The organism is Streptomyces yangpuensis (assembly GCF_001005295.1).
Classification (GTDB): Bacteria; Actinomycetota; Actinomycetes; order Streptomycetales; family Streptomycetaceae; genus Streptomyces; species Streptomyces yangpuensis.
The window spans coordinates 61,810-83,128 of the sequence record NZ_LBMK01000008.1 but is presented as its reverse complement, the minus strand read 5'-3'; the positions used below and the strand labels follow the sequence as shown (position 1 = coordinate 83,128).

The 21,319-nt window shown below is 74.0% G+C and carries 16 protein-coding genes and 2 pseudogenes; 7 read left to right on the top strand and 11 right to left on the bottom strand.

The window, feature by feature from the left end; genetic code table 11:
- Positions 1 to 52: 52 nt before the first annotated feature.
- Entirely contained in the window at positions 53 to 4,969 is a 4,917-nt protein-coding gene (locus tag AAT21_RS29550) for a hypothetical protein (RefSeq protein ID WP_046780033.1), read from the bottom strand.
- On the bottom strand, positions 4,966 to 5,838 hold the full coding sequence (locus AAT21_RS29545) for a DUF4132 domain-containing protein (protein ID WP_046780032.1): 873 nt from the start codon (positions 5,836 to 5,838) through the stop codon (positions 4,966 to 4,968). The genes AAT21_RS29550 and AAT21_RS29545 overlap by 4 nt, the downstream gene beginning before the upstream one ends.
- Positions 5,839 to 6,040: 202 nt before the next feature.
- Between AAT21_RS29545 and AAT21_RS29540 the strand changes: the two genes are divergently transcribed.
- From AAT21_RS29540 to AAT21_RS29530, 3 genes are read left to right on the top strand one after another with little or no spacing between them, the layout of a single operon-like run.
- Positions 6,041 to 6,781 (top strand): HNH endonuclease family protein, encoded by a 741-nt coding sequence (locus AAT21_RS29540; RefSeq protein WP_046780031.1) that lies wholly within the window; start codon positions 6,041 to 6,043, stop codon positions 6,779 to 6,781.
- Entirely contained in the window at positions 6,778 to 7,095 is a 318-nt protein-coding gene (locus AAT21_RS29535) for a hypothetical protein (protein WP_046780030.1), read from the top strand. The genes AAT21_RS29540 and AAT21_RS29535 overlap by 4 nt, the downstream gene beginning before the upstream one ends.
- Positions 7,096 to 7,129: 34 nt before the next feature.
- The gene (locus tag AAT21_RS29530) at positions 7,130 to 7,786 is read left to right on the top strand and encodes a hypothetical protein (RefSeq protein WP_046780029.1); all 657 of its coding nucleotides are present in this window, start codon (positions 7,130 to 7,132) and stop codon (positions 7,784 to 7,786) included.
- Positions 7,787 to 7,792: 6 nt separating this feature from the next.
- Here AAT21_RS29530 and AAT21_RS39430 read toward each other — a convergent pair.
- Both AAT21_RS39430 and AAT21_RS29525 read right to left on the bottom strand, forming a co-directional pair.
- A pseudogene (locus AAT21_RS39430) lies at positions 7,793 to 8,103 on the bottom strand (hypothetical protein); the annotation flags it as partial.
- 131 nt (positions 8,104 to 8,234) lie between these two features.
- A complete protein-coding gene (locus AAT21_RS29525) occupies positions 8,235 to 8,768 on the bottom strand; it encodes a GNAT family N-acetyltransferase (RefSeq protein WP_046780028.1) in 534 nt (177 codons plus the stop codon).
- Between the two features lie 296 nt (positions 8,769 to 9,064).
- Between AAT21_RS29525 and AAT21_RS37145 the strand changes: the two are divergent.
- Positions 9,065 to 9,252: pseudogene (locus AAT21_RS37145) on the top strand (sulfite oxidase); the annotation flags it as partial.
- 52 nt (positions 9,253 to 9,304) lie between these two features.
- Here the strand turns inward: AAT21_RS37145 and AAT21_RS29515 are convergent.
- On the bottom strand, positions 9,305 to 10,465 hold the full coding sequence (locus AAT21_RS29515) for an alpha/beta hydrolase family protein (protein WP_046780216.1): 1,161 nt from the start codon (positions 10,463 to 10,465) through the stop codon (positions 9,305 to 9,307).
- An 89-nt stretch (positions 10,466 to 10,554) separates the two neighbouring features.
- Positions 10,555 to 11,541 (bottom strand): isopenicillin N synthase family dioxygenase, encoded by a 987-nt coding sequence (locus AAT21_RS29510; protein ID WP_046780026.1) that lies wholly within the window; start codon positions 11,539 to 11,541, stop codon positions 10,555 to 10,557.
- Positions 11,542 to 11,962: 421 nt separating this feature from the next.
- On the opposite strand from AAT21_RS29510, the gene AAT21_RS29505 reads away from it, so the two are divergent.
- Positions 11,963 to 12,736: a VOC family protein gene (locus AAT21_RS29505; protein WP_046780215.1), complete on the top strand. Its 774-nt coding sequence runs from the start codon at positions 11,963 to 11,965 to the stop codon at positions 12,734 to 12,736.
- A 123-nt stretch (positions 12,737 to 12,859) separates the two neighbouring features.
- Here the strand turns inward: AAT21_RS29505 and AAT21_RS29500 are convergent, their stop codons facing one another.
- The 3 genes from AAT21_RS29500 to AAT21_RS29490 all read right to left on the bottom strand — a co-directional run bounded on the left by AAT21_RS29500 (position 12,860) and on the right by AAT21_RS29490 (position 16,737).
- Positions 12,860 to 14,947 (bottom strand): xanthine dehydrogenase family protein molybdopterin-binding subunit, encoded by a 2,088-nt coding sequence (locus AAT21_RS29500; protein ID WP_046780025.1) that lies wholly within the window; start codon positions 14,945 to 14,947, stop codon positions 12,860 to 12,862.
- 129 nt (positions 14,948 to 15,076) lie between these two features.
- Positions 15,077 to 16,132 (bottom strand): FAD binding domain-containing protein, encoded by a 1,056-nt coding sequence (locus AAT21_RS29495; protein ID WP_046780024.1) that lies wholly within the window; start codon positions 16,130 to 16,132, stop codon positions 15,077 to 15,079.
- Positions 16,129 to 16,737, bottom strand: a complete 609-nt coding sequence (locus AAT21_RS29490) for a (2Fe-2S)-binding protein (RefSeq protein WP_235439284.1) — start codon at positions 16,735 to 16,737, stop codon at positions 16,129 to 16,131. The genes AAT21_RS29495 and AAT21_RS29490 overlap by 4 nt, the downstream gene beginning before the upstream one ends.
- Positions 16,738 to 16,970: 233 nt before the next feature.
- Here AAT21_RS29490 and AAT21_RS29485 point away from each other — a divergent pair, with 233 nt between their 5' ends.
- On the top strand, positions 16,971 to 17,159 hold the full coding sequence (locus AAT21_RS29485) for a DUF6381 family protein (protein WP_046780023.1): 189 nt from the start codon (positions 16,971 to 16,973) through the stop codon (positions 17,157 to 17,159).
- 93 nt (positions 17,160 to 17,252) lie between these two features.
- Here AAT21_RS29485 and AAT21_RS29480 read toward each other — a convergent pair whose 3' ends face one another.
- Positions 17,253 to 17,687, bottom strand: coding sequence for an SMI1/KNR4 family protein (locus tag AAT21_RS29480; RefSeq protein ID WP_046780022.1), 435 nt, complete (start codon positions 17,685 to 17,687; stop codon positions 17,253 to 17,255).
- Positions 17,688 to 17,696: 9 nt separating this feature from the next.
- Positions 17,697 to 18,368 (bottom strand): hypothetical protein, encoded by a 672-nt coding sequence (locus AAT21_RS34760; protein ID WP_052758043.1) that lies wholly within the window; start codon positions 18,366 to 18,368, stop codon positions 17,697 to 17,699.
- A 319-nt stretch (positions 18,369 to 18,687) separates the two neighbouring features.
- On the opposite strand from AAT21_RS34760, the gene AAT21_RS29470 reads away from it, so the two are divergent.
- Positions 18,688 to 21,186, top strand: coding sequence for a DUF6185 family protein (locus tag AAT21_RS29470; RefSeq protein WP_046780021.1), 2,499 nt, complete (start codon positions 18,688 to 18,690; stop codon positions 21,184 to 21,186).
- Positions 21,187 to 21,319 lie beyond the last annotated feature (133 nt).

Here is a 21,319-nt window from a genome sequence, read left to right as displayed (position 1 = left end):
ACCGTGTCAGGTGGGCCGCGCCGCCCCCGCGTCGGGGTGCCGGTCGGCCGGGTCAGCGGCGGCGGGCGCGGGTGCGCTTCACCTTGAGCTCCTGGAAGCGCGGGACGTCGCCCTCGCGGACCCGCTGCCAGGCCCGGCGGTAGAGGTCGGCGGCCGGTTCGGCCGGTGCCAGGACGCCGAGCAGCGGCCGGCTGCCGGGGGTGAGGCCGTACATCGGCAGCTTCCACTGCTCGACCGGCAGCGCCGGGGAGGGCATGTCGGCCCACCCGCCGGGCAGGAAGAGCGAGCGCCCCGCCCGGCTGCGGTCGGCCGACACCACCAGGTCGGTGGCGGCCAGTTCGGCGCGGGCGGCCTTGAGCCGGGCCGGCTTCCAGCCCGTCCACCGGGCGGTGTTGCGGTCGGTGGGGTCGGGCATGGCCAGCAGGGCCAGGTACAGGGCGGCCGCGTCGGCGCCCAGCCCGTGCTCGGCGCGGACCTCCTCCACCAGGTCGGGGACCGAACGGCTCGGGTCCTGCGGCCACCACATGCCGGCCGCGTCGGTCTCGCCGGCCGCGGGGGCGCCCGGGTCGGCGAGCAGCGCGGCGAACCGCGGGTCGTGGGCGGTCCGCAGGGCCTTCTCGGCCACGAGGGGCTGCTGGTCGTCGCCGCGCAGCGCCGGCAGGTAGGGGTCGGAGCCGGTGGAGTCCAGGAGCGCCGTGCGCACCGCGGGCCTGGGCTGCTCGTCGTGCGTGGCCATGACGACCGCGCCGTAGCGCTCGTAGCCCTCGCCGGTCTCGGTGGGGGTGCCGGCCACCTTCCGGAAGTTCGGGAGGCTGGTGTAGTGGGCGATCTCCAGGAGCAGTTCGGGCGCGGCGAGCCGCTGCCGTACGGCGGTGAGCGCGGGCGGCAGGGCCGCTCGTACGGGGTCGCCGGCCGGCAGCCGGTGGGCGAGCCAGGCGCTCATGGCCAGGGTCGAGGTCAGGACCTGTGCGGTGAAGGGGCCGGTGGCGGGTGCGGCGGGCTCCACGTGGTCGCCCTTGACCGTCCACGGCACGTCGACCGAGAGCTCGCTGGAGGCGGCCGGGTCGAGCAGTGCGGCCAGCACCCGGTGCGCGGGCCATCCGCCGCGGACGGCGCGCGCGGCCTCCGTGGCCAGCCAGTCGGGTACGGGCGTACGCCGGCCGACGCGCCGGTTCCACACCTCCGCGGCGGCCGCCACGTCCGGTCCCTCGCTCCACAGGCGTGCCGGGTCGGCGGGCAGCAGGGCCGCGACCACGGCGCGCCGGACCTCCGAGGTGAGGCTCTTGAGCTCGTCGCGGGCGTAGGCGGCGTCGGTGGCCTTGACGCCGAGGGCGGTCCGCACCTGCGCGGGCAGGAAGTTGCGCTCGTAGCTGTCGAGGTGCGGGAGTCCCGCGATCAGCAGGCGGGCGAGGGCGCCGGAGACCCCGGTGAGCCGGGAGAACTCCTCCGCGGCCTCCGGGCGGAAGGGCGCCGGGCCGCGCTCGGCGGCAGCGCCCAGGAAGGCGGTCAGCCAGCCCGGGTCGCGGTCGGGGTCGCCGAGGGGTGTGGTGCGGCGCACCGTGTAGGGGCCGGGGACGGTGAACCGGCCGGTGGGGTCGTGCAGGAGGCCACTGAACTCCTGGCCGTCGGGCAGGGAGTCGCCCTGGTCGGTCACGGCGAGGACGGCTCCGCCGCCCAGCGGCAGCAGGCTGCGGTGGTAGCGGTTGCGGTCGAGGCCTTCGGGGCCGGTCAGGTGGGCGTGTGCGAGGTGGACCACGACCTGGCGCCAGCTGCCGGCCGAGCCCTGCGCCGAGGCCATCCCCAGGGTGTCCACCTCGCCGAGCACGGTGAGGAGGGCCGCCCGCTGGACGTCGCCGGTGGTCGCGGCGACGGCCCGGTAGGCGGCGGCCGCGGGCTGGTCGAGCAGCGGGGTCCAGATGAAGGTGTAGTACGGCAGGGCGGGGGTGTCGAAGTGGAGCAGCCCGGGGACGCCGGCGGCGTCGGTCGCGGTGCGGGCGGCGCCGAGCAGGCTGAGGGTGCGGTGCGTCCCGTCGCTGTCGCCGCTGTGGCGGTAGTGGTTGTAGTCGACGAGGCCGCTCAGGGCGGCGCCCAGCAGCTGGTCGGTGGGGCCGAGCTCGCGCTGCTCGACGGGTGCGGTGTCGGCGTCGAGGCGGGCCGAGATCCTGTCCAGTGCCTTCTGCTGGACGAGGGCGAACCGCAGGACCTCGACGATACCGCCGATCAGCTGCGGGTCGGTGACCTGGGGAAAAGCCGCGCTCACGACGCCCGGCAGGTCTGCGGCCCTGGCCACGGCTGCGGCGGCCTTCAGGAGCGCCCCGACGGTCTCGCGGTCGGCCGTGCGCAGCGCGGCCGAGCCCTGCGGGTCGCGGGGGCGCAGTGCGTACCAGTGGGAGAGCGGCGGGAGGTCGACGCTGCCGGTGCTGAAGGGGGTGTCGTGGCGGTCGTTGCGGGTCTGCGTGGTGACGACGCCGTCGGGGTCGGTGAGGGTCAGTTCGCGCCAGCTGTGCGAGAGGGCGCGCGGGCGGTCGTCGCCCGGGAAGGCGAGGGCCGCCACCGGCTTGTCCCCGCCCTCGGGGACGGTGACGGTGCGTCCGCCGGTGTCGGTGGCGACCCAGCCGTTGTCGGGGAGGCGTACCGCGTGCCAGCCGAGGAGGCCGTCGACGGGTGCGCCGAGAACGGAGCCTGCGACGGTGGGCGTGGGCAGCAGCCGGCTCGCGTACCCGGAGGAGGGCTTCCCGCCGTACTCCTTGAGGGCGTCGGTGAAGAACGCGGGCATGGAGGAACGTCCGTGGGCCCCGCTCGCCGGGTCGTACTCCAGCCAGCCGCTGTCGTTGTCCTGGTCGCGCTGGCGCCACACCCAGTAGGAGGTGCCGTCGGACAGCAGCGGCCGCTCGTCGGGCAGCCGGGTGTCGCCGCTGTGCAGGACGCCGCCGCCGGTGGTGCGGCCGCCGCCGGGGAGCTGGAGGGAGATGTTGTCGCTGCGCAGGGACCAGTAGTTGCGGTCGGTGTCCAGGGTGAGGACGGTGCCGGGCGAGGAGTGCCAGTAGCCCTCGACGCGGCCCGCGCTCCAGTCGGACCAGAAGACGAGCAGTTCTCCGTCGACGTAGTGGAATCCCATGCGGCGGTGGGAGCCGGCCGGCACGCGCAGGTCGTGCGTGAGGACGGTCGAGTCGGCGTCGATGACGCGGACCTCTGCGGTGTTGGCGACGATCAGGTACGGCCAGGCCTCGACGACGGTGAGGCCGTTCCGGTCCTTGCCGGGGGTCAGTTCGGCGACTGCCTTCTCCCAGGCGGGCCAGGCCAGTTCCTCGAAGAGGCCGCCGCGCAGGGTGCGGGCGAGGGTCTCCCCGAGGTCGGCGGCGGCCGCGGCGGCGACGTCCTCGGGGGCGAGCGCGAGGGCTTCGACGGGCAGCCAGGTCAGCCGCTCGATGGCGTCGGGGACGCCGGGCAGGCCGGCTGCGACGGAGGCGCGGGCGACCTCGGCCATCCACTCGGTCAGCAGCGGGCGGGCGCCGGGCGAGGCGGCGACGTTGCGGACGATGTCGGCCCCGCCGTTGCCGATGCCGTTCAGCGCCCGGCGGAAGGCGGGCTTGAAGCGGGGGTCCGCGGCGACCGCGGCCAGGTCACGGCGCTCGGCGCGGCCGGACCAGTCGGACAGGTTCAGCGTGTCGTGGCGGTGGCGCGTCTCGTGTTCCTCGGGCGTGACGACCGGGACGTCGAGGGTGAGCAGCAGGTCGAGGAGGTCGGCGTCCTGGACGCCCACCTTCAGCCCGGTCTCCCGCTCGGGCCGGGCGAGTTCGGTGCGCAGTTGCGGGGCGCAGCGCTCGACGACGTCGAGGAGGACGGGCAGGGTGGGGCGCCGGCCCCAGCCGGAGTGGCGGGCGCTGTGGAAGCGTTCGAGCCACCCGGCGGTGCCGTCGGCGCAGCGCTCTTCCTCGGGCAGGCTCCCGTCGGCCAGTCCGGCGGTGGCGCCGGACTCCTCCAGGACCTCCAGCCACAGGTCGGTGAGGTCGCCGTCGCCGCCGGGCGGGGTCAGTCCGAGGAGCGTGCCGCGTACGGCGGGCACGCGGCGGGCGAGCGCGACGAGCGCGCCGCGGTGGGCCTTCCACCAGCCGAGCGCGGCACGCAGGGTGGCGGGCAGGGGCAGCAGTTCGGCGAGGTAGTCCTGCTCGGGTTCGGTGCCGGTCAGGCCCGCGGCGCGGGCGAGGCGGCGCAGTTCGACGGCGGCCTGCGCGGAGGGCGGCAGGCCGCCCGCGGTGCGCCGTACGCACAGCCGGCGGAAGCGCTCGTAGGCCTCGGCGGGGCTGACGCGGACGGCCAGTGCCTTGCCGTAGCCGGCGAGGACCTTGACCGGCAGGGCGCCGGCCAGTGCGAATTCGAGGAAGACGGAGTCGAGGCGGTCCTCGTCGACGGGGAGGCCGTGCTGGGCCTCGGCGGTGCGGGCGCGGCCGAACAGCTGGGCGGCGTAGGTGGTGTTCTCGACGGCGAGGAAGATGCGTGCGGCCTGCTCGTGGAATAGGGGCAGGAAGTGCGGCACGGAGGCGGCGAGGCGGTCGGCCAGTTCGAGGCAGGCGTCGAGCGCGGCCTTGGGCTTGGTCTTGGCCTGGCGGGCGATCCGGTCGAGTTCGGGGACGACGGCGAGGGCGTGGTGGCCGTCCTCGGGGTGGTGCACCAGGACCCATTCGGGGAAGCCGAGTGCCTGGCGTCGGCTCAGGCCGACGACGGGCGGCTCGCCCTCGTCGCGTACGAGGCCCAGGAAGCCGGCGGCGAGGTCCTCGGCCGCGCCGAGTTCGGCGGCGGCGAGCCGGACGACGACGCGTTCCTCGTCCAGGCCCGGGTGCCGGTAGCTGCGGGCGGTCAGGTCGACGGCGTCGGCTCCGGCGCCGGTGGTGCCGTTCGGGAGGACGGCGCCGGCCTGCAGCAGCAGTTCGGTCTCGGTGGTCCCGGTGTCTCTCAGGTTCTTGCTCATGCGTCCCCGCCCTCCTCGATCTTGCGCCCGGCGTAGAGTGCCGCGGCCATTCGCATTCCTTCGGACCAGGCCACCGGGCCGACCTTCGCCAGCCGTACCGCCCGGCCGTCCTCGTCGTGCCAGCTCAGGGCGCCGGTGGTGGTCTCGGCGTCGTAGTAGGGCTCGCCGATCCACACCGCGGCCTCGGTGCCGGAGCCGGTTCCCGCGTCGCGGACCTTGCAGGTGGCGTAGCCGCCGGAGACCCGGTAGCCGAGAGCGGTCGCGCGGGCGGCGAGGCTGAAGCGGGTGGGGAAGACCCCGCCCGCGTAGTCGCGGACCTCGGTGGCGGTGGCGGAGACCTCGTCGGGCTTGATCCAGGTGGCGCGGTGGATCTGCTCGACCTGCTGCACGATGCCCAGCTCGGCCGCGAACTCCCGTACGTCGTCCAGGTCGGGCAGCAGGACGGGGTGGGGCAGGGTCACCGTGCGCGGGGAGAGCCGTACGGTCTCGCCGTCGAGGTTGACCACCTTCAGCTCGCCGTCGGCGGTGGCGTCCCGCAGGAAGCCGACCTCGTCGGGGTCGTCGCCGACGACGGCCAGGTCGCGCAGGGCGTTCTGCCAGGCCTCGTCGGGCCAGACCCGGGCGAGCAGTTCGGTCGGCACGGGCAGCGAGGACACCATCCAGCCGTCGACCTGGGCGACGCAGGCAGCCGCGTGCCGGTCGAGCCATTCGGCGAGCCGGCGCAGCCGGTCCACCTCGGGATGGTCCTTCAGTGCCTTGGGCAGCGTCTTCAACTGCCGTCCCGCTGCCCGGCCGGTGACGGACCTCGCCGCCACCCGCCCCTCCACCAGGGCGATCTCGTACCCCTCGCCCGCCGCCAGCCATGCCATCAGACTGTGCCCCTCCGCCTGTCCCGTACGTGTTTCCGCGCAGCCCTGACAGGGGGGAGCGAACCCCCCTGAGCTGCGGTATGCCGGGAGACTAGCGAGAGCCACTGACAACGCCCGCCGGAGGGGCCTCCGTAGGCTGAATGTCCGATTCTGGGTAGTCTTTCCCGGACAGTGGCGGAGCGGTACCGGCTCGGGTGGGGTTATGGGACGTCAGATACGCGTACGGGGTGTGCTGCTGGCGGCGCTGCTGCTGGCGGCCGGGGCCGGGGCCGGGTGCTCCGGTCCGGAGGGACAGGGAGGGCCGCGCCCGCCGGGCGGCGGGGACGCGAAACCGCAGCCCTCGCTCTCGCAGGCGGCACCGCCGGCCGGGGCGCCCGCCGCCGGGGACGTGCTGCCCGGCCTGGTCACCACGGCGGTGGCCCGCACGCAGTTGGCCGCGCTGAAGGTGGCTCCGGTGGGCACGATGGCCGGCTACAGCCGGGCGAGGTTCACGCACTGGGCGGAGCAGGGCAGCAAGTGCGACACCCGCGAGACGGTCCTGCGGCGGGACGGCACCGACGTGACCCAGGACGGCGAGTGCCGGGCCGTGTCCGGTACCTGGAAGAGCCTGTACGACGGGGTGGTCGTCACCGACGCGGCGAAGATGGACATCGACCACATCGTGCCGCTCGCCGAAGGCTGGCGCTCCGGCGCGGCCGGCTGGGACGCCGCCCGGCGCAAGGCCTTCGCCAACGACCTGACCCACCCCCAGCTGCTGGCGGTCACCGCGTCCTCCAACCGGTCGAAGGGCGACCAGAGCCCCGACCTGTGGCAGCCGCCGGACCGTTCGAGCTGGTGCCAGTACGGGCGGGCCTGGACCACCGTCAAATCCGCGTACGAGCTGACCGTCACCGAACCGGAGAAGAAGATGCTCACGACGATGCTGGACACCTGCGTCTCATGACCGGCGCGGACCAGTGGCAGGACGAGGTGCTCGCCGGTCCGGGCGGCGCCATGACCGACGAGGTCGGCGTCATCACCGGCCCGCTCACCCTGCGCACCACCGCGACCGCAGGCGGGCTGGTCCGCTTCGACGTCCAGTACAAGGACGCCGACGAGTGGTACACGCTCACCGGCAGCCCCCGGCCCCACCACGGCGCCCCGGCAGCCCTGCACGCGGCGGCCCTCGCCGCGATCCGGGCCGGCGGCGCGGCCGAGGCCCCCGCCCCCGGACCGGAACCCGGACAGGGGCCGGGACCGGGGCCCGGACCCGCCTGAGGCCGCACCCGACGCAAGCGCGATGATGTCGGCCATGACTGCGATCACCGGCATGGACCTCACCGGCTTCACCGAGCGGGAACCGGGTGTGTGGACCGACGAGCGGGGTCTCGTCCTGTCGGTCCACTTCTTCGACCTCGTACCGGACCTGCCGGCGCCGCTCGACCGGCCCGAGGAGCTGCGGCACGCGCTGGCCCGGTCCGTCGCCGCGGCGGGCGCGGGCCTGATCGAGGCCGGGTGCGGCGAGGTGGGTTCCCTGCCGGCCGTCCGGCAGCTGGTGAAGGTCCGCCGCCCGGACGGGCACGGGCAGGTCTTCATCGGCTCCTGGACCGTACCGAGGGCCGGCTGCAGCACGGTGGTGAAGGTCCAGGCGGGCGAGGGCGCGATGACCCGCCTGCGCGAGGCCGTCGTCCTCGACCGGGTCGGACCGGACCGGTACTTCACTCCGCATCCCTACGGCCCGGACGTCACGGGCGGACTCCCCCACCACGTCGCCGACGGCGAGGAGTGGGACGCGCAGTTCCCCGACCATCCGCTGACGCAGGTGCGTGCGGCACTCGCGCGGATCACGCCCACCGTGGTGCTGCACGACGGTTTCACGTCCCTGCCGCCCTTCGTACCGGAGGCTGCGGCGCCCGCCGAACCGCCCGCTCCGCGGCGCTGGTTCCGGCGTCGCGGCCGGAACGCCTGAGAACGCTCAGAGCACGGCGATGCCCAGCGGCCGGACACCCGCGGGCAGGCGGCGGGCGGATCCAGGTCGACGGCCGTGATGCCGTTCCAGTGGCCGTCGCGGGTGTAGCCGCCCGTGACGTACGCGGTCCGGCCGTCGCGGGAGACGACGACGCCCTCGTGCGGGCCCTCCAGGAGGTGGACCCGCTCGGTGCCGTCCGGGGCGCGAACGGTCAGCGACGGGCCCCTCCCGTCTCCCGGCCGTACGGCCCCGGTCCCGACCACCAGGAGCCGGCCGTCGGCCGTGAGCGCGACCCCGTGCTGGTGGGTGTCGGCGGTTTGTGCCCGCCGGGCCGCGGCCCGTGGCCGGTCCGCCCGGTGGACGGACCGGGCGGGCGGTCCGGGCGGGCGGGCGGTCCGGACGACCTGCGGGTCGTCCGATCGGCCGATGCGGGACGGCCGTGGTCCGGTCAGGCCTCGTACTCCGTGAGGTCGATGCCGTGGACGTGTACGGCATGGCCGTACCGGGGGTCGGTGGTCTCGCGTTCGCGCGCCATGTCCAGCTTGCGGATCACGTTCTCGGAGGCGGTGTCACCGAGCCGGTTGACGGCGACGACGCGGTCCAGGCCGCGGTCCTGGAGGGCGAACTCCAAGGTGGCGTGGGCGGCTTCGGAGGCGTAGCCCTGGCCCCAGTACTGGCGGCCGAGGCGCCAGCTGATCTGGACGTCGGCCCGGGCGTCCGGCAGGTCCTCGAGGACCGAGAGGCCGACGGCCCCGATGAGTTCTCCGGAGCCGAGGAGTTCGACGGCGAAGAGCCCGAAGCCCTCCTCGTCCCACTCCTCCTCCCAGCGCTCGATCTCCTCGGCCGTCTCGTCGAGGCCGAGGGTGGAGCCGTCGCCGATCCAGCGCATCACCTCCGGGTCGGCGTTGATCTCCGAGAGGGGGACGAGGTCGTCGTCGGTCCAGAGGCGGAGGAGGAGTCGGGGGGTACGGATCTCGGTCATGCCCCACATCCTGCCGAAATTCGCCGGACCAGCGGTAATCGGCCGTTGCGGCGGTGTTGCGGGTGCGTGGCCGTCCGCCGGGGAAGCTTCCCGCGGTTCGCCCCGGACCCCTGCGGTCCGTGGGGAACCCCGACCGAGGAGTGCCCCTGCCATGCCGCTCGATCTGCCGGACGAGAACCACCTCGACCGCACGCGCCTGCGGCAGTGGGCCCGCGGCCGCGCCCGCTCCGCCGGGGTGGACCGCCGCGACCTGATGAAGCTGTTCGCGGTGGGGGCCGCGGCCGGATCCCTGGGGGTGGCCACGGGCGCGGGGCGGCTGGGTGCGCCGGTCGGTGCCGTGGACCCCGCGGACGACGGGTGCGACCGCGCTGCTGGGGCCCGGGCGAGCGACGGTGCGGGACACACCCAGCCGGACACGGCGGCCCCCCACACGCAGGGCTACCTCTTCGACGCGGTGGTGCGGCACCCGGTCACGGTGGTGTGAAAGGCCGGTGCGAACGGCGGCCGGCCGGGGCGGCCCGGGCGAACGGCTTCGCCTACGGGGTGTGGAAGCGGGCCTCCGGTGCGTCGGCGGACGGACCGTCCAGCACGGGCCGGGACTCGCCGCGCAGGTGCCGGTCGAGGAAGGCGCCGACGTAGCGGCGGGTCAGTTCGACGGAGCGGTCGCCGGGCAGCGGGGCCTCGGGGTCGTCGAGGCCGAGTTGCCGGCCGATCGACGGGAAGTCGCTGAAGGTGAAGTGACCCGAGCCGTCGAAGGTGATCCAGCGCTTCCAGCCGTCGAGGCTCGGCCAGTCGCGGTCCCAGCTCGCGTTGCCGCCGGGGCCCCGGCCCTGGGCGCCGAGGAGCAGGAAGGGGCGGCCGCCGAGTCCGGTGGCGGGTACGGGCGTGGCGTTGCCGCCGTCCATGTTCACCCCGGCGCGGATCCTCGGGTCGGTGGCCATCGCGGCGATCGCCGAGGCGCCGCCGATGGAGTGGCCCGCCATCGCGATGCGGCCGCGGTCGATGAGGCCGGCGTGGCGCCAGACGGGGCGGGGCCCGGTGAGGCGGTCCAGGAGGAAGGACACGTCGCGGGCGCGGTTGCCGCTGACCGCCTGCATGCCGGTCTCCTTGGCCTTGTCGCAGGCCAGGCAGGTGAGGACGCGGCCACCGGGGAAGGCGGTCCCGACGCTCTCGTACGCGTGGTCGACCGCGGCGACGACGTAGCCGCGGGAGGCCAGGTCTTCGGCGAGCGCGGTGAGGGTGGCACGGTGGACGGTGAAGCCGGGCGAGAGCACGATCAGCGGGTACCGGCCGGCGACGGGGCGGGCGCCGGTCCGGGCGGCGCTCGCGGTACCGGTCAGGGTCTCGACGGCAATGGCCTGGTCCAGTCCCTTGTCGACGAGCAGGAGCCGGGCCTCCTCGCCGGTGAGGTAGCGGGCCGTACTGCCGGTGTCGCGCCGCGCCGGGTAGCGCATGGTGACCATCAGTTCGCGCGGTCCGGAGCCGGCCCAGGGGTCGGTGCGGCTGCGGTCCACCAGGTGCAGGTCCTCGCGGCCGACCGCGAACCGGCCGGTGGGGCGCGGGAGTTCGACCGCTGTGCGGCTGCGTTCGGACGCGGTCGGGGCGTCCGCCGCGACGGCGGTGCCGGCGGCGGCGAGCGGGAGCGGCATGAGCAGGGCGAGTAAGGCGGCGGCTGCGGCGGTTCGGCGTCGGTTCATGGAGACGACGCTATGCACCGCGGCCCGGCGGGGCGTCACCTTGCCGGTGGATCCGGCCGTACCCCCCGGGGAGGGCTCGGCGCCCTGCATCACTCCGAAGTATGAATACCCGCGGGGACGGTGATGGCCCGGAGCTTCTCCCGCAGGTACGTGTGGGAGTCGACGGGGTCGTGCACCAGACGGCCGATGGGGGCGGGGAGGGATTCCACCCGGGTGTGCGCGTCGCACTCGTAGAAGTAGACGAGCGAGATCAGTTCCTCGGCGGGGGTGTCGGCGGGCGGGGGCAGCACCCGGTGGCGGCCGGCCCGCCAGCGGTCGCCGGTCCAGCGGGCCATCAGGTCGCCGATGTTGACGGTGAGCGCAGCCGGGTCGTAGGGCGCGTCCTGCCAGCCGTCGGCGTCGGTGTGGATCTGGAGGCCGCCCGAGCCGAGCTGGCGGTCGAGGACGGTGACCGTGCCGAAGTCGGTGTGGGCGCCGATGCGGAACTGGCCCGGCAGGGGTGTGCCGACGGTCTCGGTGCCCGGGTACCAGTTGAGGTTGAACCCCCAGGTGGGATGTCCGGTGTGGCGCGTGAAGTGGTCGTCGTCGAGTCCGAGGGCGGAGGCGAGGAGTTCCAGCAGTTCGTCGGAGAGGGCCCGCATCCGGGCCAGGTACTCCGTCACCGGCGGCCGCAGCTCCGGCACCTCGGCCGGCCAGGTGTTGGGCCTGAACCACTCGGCGTCCACGGACGGGTCCCCGGTCGGCTCGTCGGCCGCGAAGGACCAGGACTCCTTGAGGTCGGGCGGCGAGGCCGCGCCCTCGGCGTAGCTGTTGGCCTCCGCCCCCGGGCCCAGCCAGCCCCGGCCGCCGACGGTGACCGCGTACGGCTCCTTCAGGGCGGCCGGCAGCCGGAAGAAGTCGCGGGCCGTCTCCCGGATCCGGGCCGGCAGCGCGGGATCCACGCCGTGGCCGGTCACGAGCAGGAATCCGGCCGCGCGCAGGGCCTCGTCGACGCGGGCCGCCGTACGGGCCCGTTCGCGCGGTCCACCGGAGCGCCACGGCTCGAGATCGATCACGGGAACCTGGGATCCGGCCATGGGAGACCTGCCTTCCGACGCTGCGCGGTGGTGTCCGGGATGTCCGGGACCGAGGCTAAGGGCTGTCCCGTCATCCCCGGTGGATCAGCGCGCGGCGTCAGATGCGGTGCATCACAAGGCGGAGGAGCGTCCTCATACCGGTCGTATTCGGGCGTTCCGACAACGCGGTGAGGTGCCGTAGCTGTCGCCGTGCGCCCGCCGGGGATGACGGGACAGCCCTTGGCCGTCCACGACGGGACGAGATCGACACGGAACGTGATTCTCGGCCCACTTTGTGTGCGCCTCGGCGGGTGCGGCTCGTGTGGATCACGAGGATTGTCACGATAAGGACCAGAATGGAACGACGGGTGCCTCAGGGACGGAGCGTGCGGTGGAGATTTCGACACGGGAGGTCTTCGGGGCGCCGTGCTGGGTGAGCCTGATGACGCGCGACCTCGAGACGGCCCAGCGGTTCTACCGTGCCGTGGCCGGCTGGCGGTTCCGCCCGGCCCGCCTCGGCGAGGCGTTCTCGGTGGCCTTCCTCGACCGGGTACCGGTGGCGGGCATCGGCGCGCTGGCCGCGGATCTGGGGGTCGCCGCGGCGTGGACCCCGTACTTCGCCGTGGACGACGCCGACGTGGCGGTGGACCGCATCCGGGAGCGGACGGGCACCATCGCGGTCGGGCCGGTCTCCTTCGAGTCCTGGGGTCGCGCGGCGCTCGTCGCCGACCCCGACGGGGCGGTCTTCGGCATCTGGGAGGGCGACGTGGCCGCGGACTGGCGGGCCGGCAAGGGCCCGCTGCCGGCCTGGCTGGAACTGCGTACCCGCAACGCCCTCGACGCGGCGATGTTCTACGGCGCGGTCCTGGAGTGGGCCACCGACCGGCCGGGCTGCTGCACGGTCTCGTACGAGGAGGACCAGGTCGTGCTGCGGCAGAACGGCGAGCCGGTGGCCCGCCTGAACAGCGGTCCCGTCGAACTCGCCGCCTACTCCCCGCACACCCGGCCACGCTGGCACGTCCACTTCCGGGTGCCCAGGCTCCGGCCCGCGATCGAGGCGGCCGTCATGCTGGGCGGGCGCATGGTCTCGGACATCACCTCGAACGCCGCGGAGCGGTGGGTGACGCTCCGCGACCCCGACGGGGCGCTCTTCACCCTCACCACCGCGCTCGGGGCGGACTCGGAGGAGGACCTGGCCCGGCCGGGCCTGTACTGACCGGACACGGGGGCGGTGCCCGGGCACGGGACGGGGCCGGTGCCCGGGGCGGTGCCCGGCGCGGGCCCGGCGCGGGGCCCAGGGCGGTGCCCGGGGCGGTGCCCCGGCGCGGGGCGGTGCCCGTCAGCCGAGGGCGGCCAGGATCCGGTCCGGCGTGAGGGGCAGTTCGCGCAGCCTGCGCCCCGTGGCGTGGCTGACCGCGTTGCCGATCGCGGCGGCCACCCCGACGATGCCGATCTCGCCGATGCCCTTGCCGCCCGTCGGGTTCAGGTGGGGGTCGTCCTCGTCGATCCAGTGCGCCTCGATGTCGGGCACGTCGGCGTGCACGGGCACGTGGTATGACGCGAGGTCGCACTCGACGAAGTCGCCGTGGACGGGGTCGACGGTGCTGTGCTCGGTCAGGGCCATGCCCAGGCCCATGATCATGCCGCCGACGAACTGGGAGCGGGCGGTCGTAGGGTTCAGGATGCGGCCGGCCGCGTACACGCCGAGCATGCGGCGCACGCGCACCTCCCCGGTGACGGTGTCGACCCGGACCTCGGCGAAGTGCGCGCCGAAGGCGTGGCGCGCGTACGGCGGCTTCTGCTTCGCCTGCTCGGTGGTGTCGGCGGACGCCGACAGCCCCTCGGGCGGCAGCGGCCCCCGGTGCCGGGCCAGGGCGGCGGCCAGCGCGGTGCAGGCGTCGTGGACCGCCCAGCCCCAGGAGGCCGTGCCGGCGGAGCCGCCGGCCAGCAGCGCGGCCGGCAGGTCACTGCTGCCGATGGCGGCCGTCACGGACGCGAGCGGGACGCCCAGGGCGTCGGCGGCCACCTGGGTCAGGACGGTGCGGGCACCGGTCCCGAGGTCGGTGGCGTCGATCTCGACGAGGTAGCTGCCGTCGGGCCGGGCGTGGGCCCTGGCCGAGGAGGCGGCGACCCACACCGGGTAGGTGGCGGCGGCCACCCCCACCCCGCACAGCAGCGGCCCGTCCCGCCGCGGGGTGCGCAGGGCGGCCCAGCCGAACCGGTCCGCCCCCTCGCGCAGGCACTCGACGAGGTGGCGGCTGCTGAACGGGCGCCCGCTGTCCGGCTCTACCGCGGGCTCGTTGCGGATCCGCAGCTCGATCGGGTCCATGCCGAGCTCGTCGGCCAGTTCGTCCATGGCCGACTCCAGGGCGTACATGCCGGGTGTCTCCCCGGGGGCCCGCATCCAGGAGGGGGTGGGGACGTCGAGGGCGACGACGCGGTGGGTGGTGCGGCTGTCGGGGACGGCGTACATGACGCGGCCCGGGACGGCGGCCGGTTCGACGAACTCCCCCACGCGGGAGGTGTGGGTGGTGACCGTGTGCGTGTAGGCGGTGAGGGTGCCGTCGCGGCGCGCGCCCAGGCCGATCCGCTGCAGGGTGGGAGCGCGGTGCCCGACCGTCGCCGCCAGCTGGCGGCGCGGCAGGACGAGCTTGACGGGGCGTCCGGTGTGCCGGGCGGCCATGACCGCCAGGACCACGTGCGGGCGGGGGGTGCCCTTGCAGCCGAAGCCGCCGCCGACGTGTTCGGAGACGACGGTGACGTGCTCCGCCGGCAGGTCGAAGAGAGAGGCGAGCGCGGTGCGGACGGTGCCGGCCCCCTGGCTGGAGTCGTACACGGTCAGCCGGCCGGTCGCGGCGTCCCAGAGGGCCGTGGCCGCGTGTGGCTCCATCGGGTGGTTGTGCAGCGGCGGCACGGTGTAGATGCGTTCGATCCGTACGGGGGCGGCGGCGAGGGCCGCGTCGGGGTCGCCGCGTTCGCGGTGGGCGGGGAAGCCGCCCGCCTCCTCGGGGGTGCGGGCGTCGGGGTGGTCCTCGCGCAGGAGTACGTCGTGCGGCTCGGCGGCGTAGTCGACGCGTACGGCTTGGGCGGCGGCTTGTGCTGCCTCCGGGGTGTCGGCGATCGCGAGGGCAACGCACCAGCCGCGGTGCGGGACGGCGGTGTCCTGGAGGATCTGGAGCGTGGCGTCGTCGGAGGGGCCCAGGCGGAGTGCGTCGTGCGGGGTGAGGACAGCGAGGACGCCGGGCAGGCGCAGGGCCGCGACGGTGTCCACGGCGGTGACGCGGCCGTGCGGGACGGTGGCGGGGACGGGGACGGCGTAGGCGCAGCCGGGCGGGGTGTGGTCGGCGGCGTAGCGTGCGGCGCCGCTGAGCTTGTCGGGGCCCTCCGCGCGGACGGTGGCGGTGCCGAGGGCGGTGTGCGGGGGCATGGCCTGCTCCTGTCGGGATCTGACCGCGGATGGGGTCACCGCGGATGGGGTCACCGGGGGCGGGGTGACCGGCGGCGGGGTGACCGGCGGCGGGGTGACCGGCGGCGCTCTACGGTGCCCGGCGGCGCTCTACGGTGCCCGGCGGGCGGTCGCGGCGAGCGTGGTGAGTGTGGTGAGCGCGTCACGGGCGAGGTTGCGGGCGAGGACGACCTTGTGGGCGTTGTCGCGCAGGGGCCGGGCCCGGTCGAGTTCGGCGTCGACGGCCCGCCGGACGGTGTCGGCGTCGGGGACGGCCCCGGTCAGTGCCCGTTCGGCCGTGGTCGCCCGCCAGGGCCGGTGGGCGAGACCGCCGAGGGCGAGGGCGACGTGCCGGACTCGGCCCGTGGCCGGGTCGAGGTCGAGGACCGCGGCGACGGAGGCCAGCGCGAAGGCGTAGGAGGCCCGGTCGCGGACCTTGCGGTAGAGGGAGACGGCGCCGGGTGCCGGGGCGGGCAGGAGCACGGCGGTGACGAGCTCCCCCGGGCGGATGACGGTGTCCCGCTCGGGATGGTCGCCGGGCAGTCGGTGGAAGTCGGTGGCGGCGACGGTCCGGGTGCCGTCGCCGTCGCCGTCGCCGTCGTCGTCGGTCCCGCCGCTGCCGTCGCCGCCGTACAGCTCGATGTCGGCGTCGAGTGCGGCGAGGGCCACGGCCAGGTCCGAGGGGTGGGTGGCGATGCAGTGCGCGGAGTGCCCGAGGACGGCGTGCTCGCGGTGGACGCCCTCCAGGGCGGCGCACCCGGTGCCCGGCAGCCGTTTGTTGCACGCCTTGGAGACGTCCTGGAAGTACGGGCAGCGGGTGCGCTGGAGCAGGTTGCCGCCGATGGTGGCGATGTTGCGCAGCTGGCCGGACGCACCGGCGAGCAGGGCCCGGGAGACGAGCGGGTGGTGGGTCCGTACGAGGGGATGGGCGGCCACGTCGCTGTTGCGGGCGGTGGCTCCGATGCGCAGGCCGCCCCCGGGCCGCTCCTCGACGGCGTCCAGCGGCAGCCGGGAGACGTCGATGAGGGTGGCGGGGGTCTCGACGCCGAGCTTCATAAGGTCCACGAGGTTGGTGCCGCCGCCGAGGTAGCGGGGGTCCGGGTGGGCGGCGTAGGCCGCGGCCGCCTCGCGCAGGCTGCCGGCCCGGACATATCCGAAGGGCTTCATACGGGGCCTCCTCCGGGCGTGGGCGCGGCTGCGGCGTCGGCCCCGGGCCCGGCCTCGCTGTCGCTGTCGCCGTCGCCGTCGCCGTCGGCCGCGCCGTCGGTCACCGTGTCGGCCACGGCCCGGACGATGGCCGGGTAGGCGCCGCACCGGCACAGGTTGCCGCTGAGCCGTTCCCTGAGCTCCGGCGCGGTCGGCTCCACCGGGCGTCCGGGCTCGGCGAGGGCCGCTTCCGGGGTGACGGCCGAGGGGTGGCCCGCGGCGGCCTCGGCGAGCGCCCCGACGGCGGAACACAGCTGGCCAGGTGTGCAGAAGCCGCACTGGAAGGCGTCGCGCCGCAGGAAGGCCCGCTGGAGCGGGTGCGGGCCGCCGCCGGGGGTGATGGCGGCGAGGCCCTCCACGGTGACGACCTCCGCGCCGTTGTGGGCGACCGCGAGGAGCAGGCAGCTGTTGGCCCGCCGTCCGTCGAGGAGCACCGTGCAGGCACCGCACTGGCCGTGGTCGCATCCCTTCTTCGGCCCGGTCAGGCCCAGGTGCTCCCGCAGGAGGTCGAGAAGGGTGACGCGGTGGTCGGTCCGCAGGGTGTGTTCCCTGCCGTTGACGCGCAGCGTGACGGTGCCGGCGGTGGCGGGTGCGGCGTCCTCGGCGGGCTCGGCATGCTCGGCATGCTCGGCGTGCTCGGTCGGGCTCACCACCACAGGTTCTCCGAGGACCCGGGGTCCGGCATCCGCGGGAGGCCATTCGCGGCGGATCACCTTCGGTGACGGTTCGAGATGCGGGTGTACGGCAGTGCTGGTTCGCTGAATCCGCCCGCTCTCCCCCACAGATCCGAGGAGCGATCATGAGCGTTTCAGGCGAGTCCCGGGGCCGGTCCCAGCAGATGCGCACGAAGGCCAAGGAGCTGAACGAGGCCGCCGAACGGTCCACGGACCCGGAGGAGCGCCGCCGGCTGAAGGAGAAGGCCCGCCGCCTCCAGGAGCAGAGCGAGCAGGAGGGCCGCATGGACGACCGGGGCATGGACCCCATGTAGCCCGTGGCTTCCCGCGTTTCGGCGCGCACCGGCCGGTGTCGGCCGCGATCCCCGTCGCGGCGGACACCGGCCGCCGTGCGGTACCGCGGGGCGTTACCGGTACCAGTCGTCCCCGCCGCCGGCCAGGGACCGTCCGAGGTAGTCCCGCAGGTCCCGGGCGACCCATCGCCGGCTGTCGTCCTCGTGCTCCCACACAAAAATGTCCTCGCGTTCGGGAGTGCGGACGAAGGCGAACTGGTCGCCGCCCCCGTTGTCGCCGAAGAAGAGCAGGGCGTCGAACGGCATGTACAGCCGGGCGAAGGCGGGATCCGACCGGAAGCAGAGGTTCTGCTCGACGATCTGATCCAGGGGCCAGACCGTGTCGGTCCCGTCGTGTCCGACGATGCCGTCGCATTCCCCGAGCAGACTCACCAGTGCGGCGGGCAGCGGTTCCCCGAGCCGTCGCTCCGCGCCGGCCACCGCGTCCGCACCGACGGGCTCACCGAACCCGGCCTCTCCGTCCGCCTCACCGGCGGCCTCTCTCCACATGCGGGCAGCTTACGGCCGGGCAGACCCCGTGGCGGGGTCCGCCGGTCGCGGTTCCGGTCCGCGGTCCCAGTGGACGAGTTCGGCCATCATCCGCAACCGGTCGGCACGCACGGCCGGCCCGCTCCCCGTCCGTCCGCCCCGGGTCCGGGCCGCGGCCTCGCGCAGCCGGGGCAGCAGTGCGCCCAGGACCGCCGCCGCCCCGGGGTTCGGCGGGTCCGTCGCCAGGTAGGCGTCGACCTGTGTCATGACGGCCCGTTCCAGTCCGGCCAGCCCCTCACGGCGCAGCTCCGGCGCCGTGGGCGTGGGCAGGCACGACCACCGCAGCACCATCACCCGGTGGGCGTGGTGCAGGTCCGGCCCCGGCCATCGGAGGGCCGCAGCCCAAGCGCGGTCGGCCGCCGACGGCGTACGCCGGTGCGCATCGTGCTTCTCCGTGGTCCGGCGTCGGGAGAACTCCGCCCACTCGGCCGTGCGCGCGGTCCTGCTGCGCTCCAGCACCTCCAGCGCCGTCACCATGGCCCGCGGGTCCCGGCGCGTGTCCCCGAACAGGCTCAGGTAGGCGTGGGTCCAGGTGAATCCGAACGGGCGGTACAGGACGACGGCGCTGCTCAGGGCCGCGCCGCGGCGGGCGGGGCTCAGGCGCTCGTCGCGGACTCTGCGGGCGTGCAAGGTGAAGCTCACGGCCCCATCCTGCCCGGTGCGCGGGGCGGGGTGGCTGGCGCCGGTCAACGGTGGCCTGAGTACAGCAGCGCGGCCGCCGCCGCGACGAAGCCCTCGGACGCTTCCTCGGCCGCGCGCCGCAGCGTGTCGGCTCGCTGCGGCCGCCTGCCCGGGGGAACCGTGCATGCATCAGAGGTCCGGCCGCCGGAACCTCCGCCCTCACGGGTCCGCCTCGCACTGGGCAACGCCTCCGGGCGCTCTCGTCCGCTGGGGTGAACCTGCCTGCGCGTCGACGCGTCACGCAGCATGGTAGGCGTCGCACAGGAAGGACCCTGGGTCGGTGATCCGTCCCGGCTCCGCTGCGCTGCGCTTTCTGCGTGTGCCATTGCTGCTTCTGTGCCTCATAGCCCCTGCAATGGGGGAGGCCGGCGCTGCCGAGACCGTCCCGGCCGATTGCCGGGTCGACCAGCTCAAGAAGGCCGAGGTCACGGTACGGGCTGAGTTCAGGCACCGAGGCAACGACTACAGCATGCTCATCAGCACCATGGACGTCAGCGTGCCCGCCGGGTGGAGCCATGCCTCCGAGCTCCTCCTGGACGCCCGCTCGCCGGACTACCGCACAGCACTGGCATGCCTCGTGGAAAGGGCTCCGGTGGAACCGAGCCCCTACCATGTCCCTGAGTGGCGGTTCAAGCCCGTTACGGTGAAGGCCGATGACCAGTGGGTGAAGCTTCACTACGAGGCTACCCAGTGGGTACAGTCCGTTTCCGCCTTCGATGTCGGTCCCTGGATGCTGAAAGTGACGAAGGAGGACTGGCGCATCGAGCTGCGGCCGCCCCCCGGCCTGCAGAAAGCGCGCTGGAAGCAGGTGCACGTCAACCTGGGCGGACCGGGAGCCCTGACGGCCGACCCCCCAGCGGCCTTCGGCGAAGGCGGCACGAAGCTGAGCTGGCGGCTCGCGCGGCCGGAACAGCATCCCACGGTCACCTTCCGCCCGCCCGCGGTACAGCACTGGCACTTCATCACGACGTCGTTGGACGAAACCTGGCGGGCATGGGAGACCTGGGGGTACTACGGCGCCTCGCGGGCGTTCTGGTACGTCGCCATGGGCGCGCTGCTCCTGGTCGCAGGCCGACGACTGAGGCGCAGTCTCACCGGCAAACCGACACCGGATCAGTCGAAAGCGCTGAAGTTCCTGCGGTGGTGGGCGCTCCTCCTGGTGTTCCTGGGTCTGCTCGTATACCTGGGTGACGACCTCTACGGACTCCTCCACCGGTTGGGGGGCTGGGACTCCTACTACTACTCGCCAACGGTGGCCGTGTTCAGCCTGGCGTTCCTCGGACTTGCACTGTGTCTGCTCGGCGGTCTGCCGATGCGTCTTCGGGTATCCGCGTGCGTACTCGTCCTGGGCCTGACCGGGTGGTATTGGCTTTCAGAGGTCTACGACCTCACGTTGCTGCCCACGGCCGACCGTCAAATGTCCCCTCCGGGCTGGACCGTGGTCATGGCCTCCGCCGCACTGATGGCCGTCTGCCTGCTCGGTGTGATCGCGGCGGGACAGCGGGTTCTGCTGATCGGAGAGGCGCGGCTCCCCCCATGGGTCATGGCTTGTGCCGCCGTTGCGGCAGCCCTGACGACCGTCCTGTGGAGCCATCTCGCCTTCGAACGCTACTGGGAGCGGATCAGCTGGCTCGCCGACCCTCGTCGGCCTGAGTACGCGCTCTCTTGGGCGACAGAGCTCGACTTCTGGTGGCTGGCCTTTCCGGAGACCGTCACGGATCCGTTGCTGACCCTCGTTTCCGTCTTCGCGCCGCTGGCCGTGCTCGGAGTGTTGCGGGCCTGTCGAGTCGAACAGCACGAGAAAGGGGCGTACACACCGCACGCGGCGGAGAGGTTTCTCCTCGTGGTCCTCTTCGCGGTCACCTTCGCACCTCTCACGCTCTACTACGGCCTCTCCGCCGATGCTCTCTCCCTGCTGCTCACCCTGTGCGCAGCCTGGGGCGTGCTGGCCATGGGTCTTTCCACCTCCGTGCTGGAGAAGCCCTTTGCCGACGAAGCGCCGCTGGGAGATGTGATCTCCCGGACGGACAGGGCCGATGTACTGCGCTTGGCACGCCGGTTCCGAGAACTGCAGGAACGTCTGCACCATGTGAATGCTGCCAACTCGGCGGAGGGTCCCGCGGAGCGGGAGTCGATCGAGGCCGAGATCGACCGGCTGGACCAGTTATTGCCCGGAGGCATCAGGCCGGCCGATCTCCCCTTTGCCTGTGGCCCCATGTCCACGTGGTGGGGCAACGCCCGCAGGGGTGCCGTCAACGCCTGCCTCGTCGGGCTGCCCGTGACCGGCGCGCTGTACTGGACCGCCACGGTACGAGACGACACCTGGGTGGTGACCACGCAGGATATGGCGGGGTTCCTCTGGATCGCGGTCGAGATCCTCTCCTGGCAGGTCGCCTGGGTTGTCGGGGGGTTCTTCCTCGGGGCGCTGTGGCGTGATCTGCCGGGTCGGCACGGACCGATGAAGGCGATCTTCGTCACGCTCGCGTTCGCGATCCCGGCGGCAGTCGACCTCCTCATCACCCAGGCCCTCGGGGGGTACGTACCGCTCACGATCGGCCAGATCGCTGCGTTCGGTTCGGTGATGACGTGTACGGGTCTCGTGATGGACCTGCAGACCTTTCAGGGCGAGCGCCGCTACTGGCCGACCAATGCCAGCCTCGTGAGCTACGTCTACCGCATGCGCTTCGCCTCCGTGGCGTTCTTCCTGGCACAACTACTCGCCCTCGCCACGCTCTGGAACACCCTCGCGGAAATGGGGCCGACGTCGCCCGGGCGGTAGCTTCGTCCCCCTTCGGCACGCGCCCTCGATCACCACCCGCCCGCCATCGGCATCGTCAGCGGCGTGGGCCGGGGTGGGCACCGGCAGCCGGAACTTCCATCAGCCGCTGAAATCTCCGCTCCGTAGCCGGGAT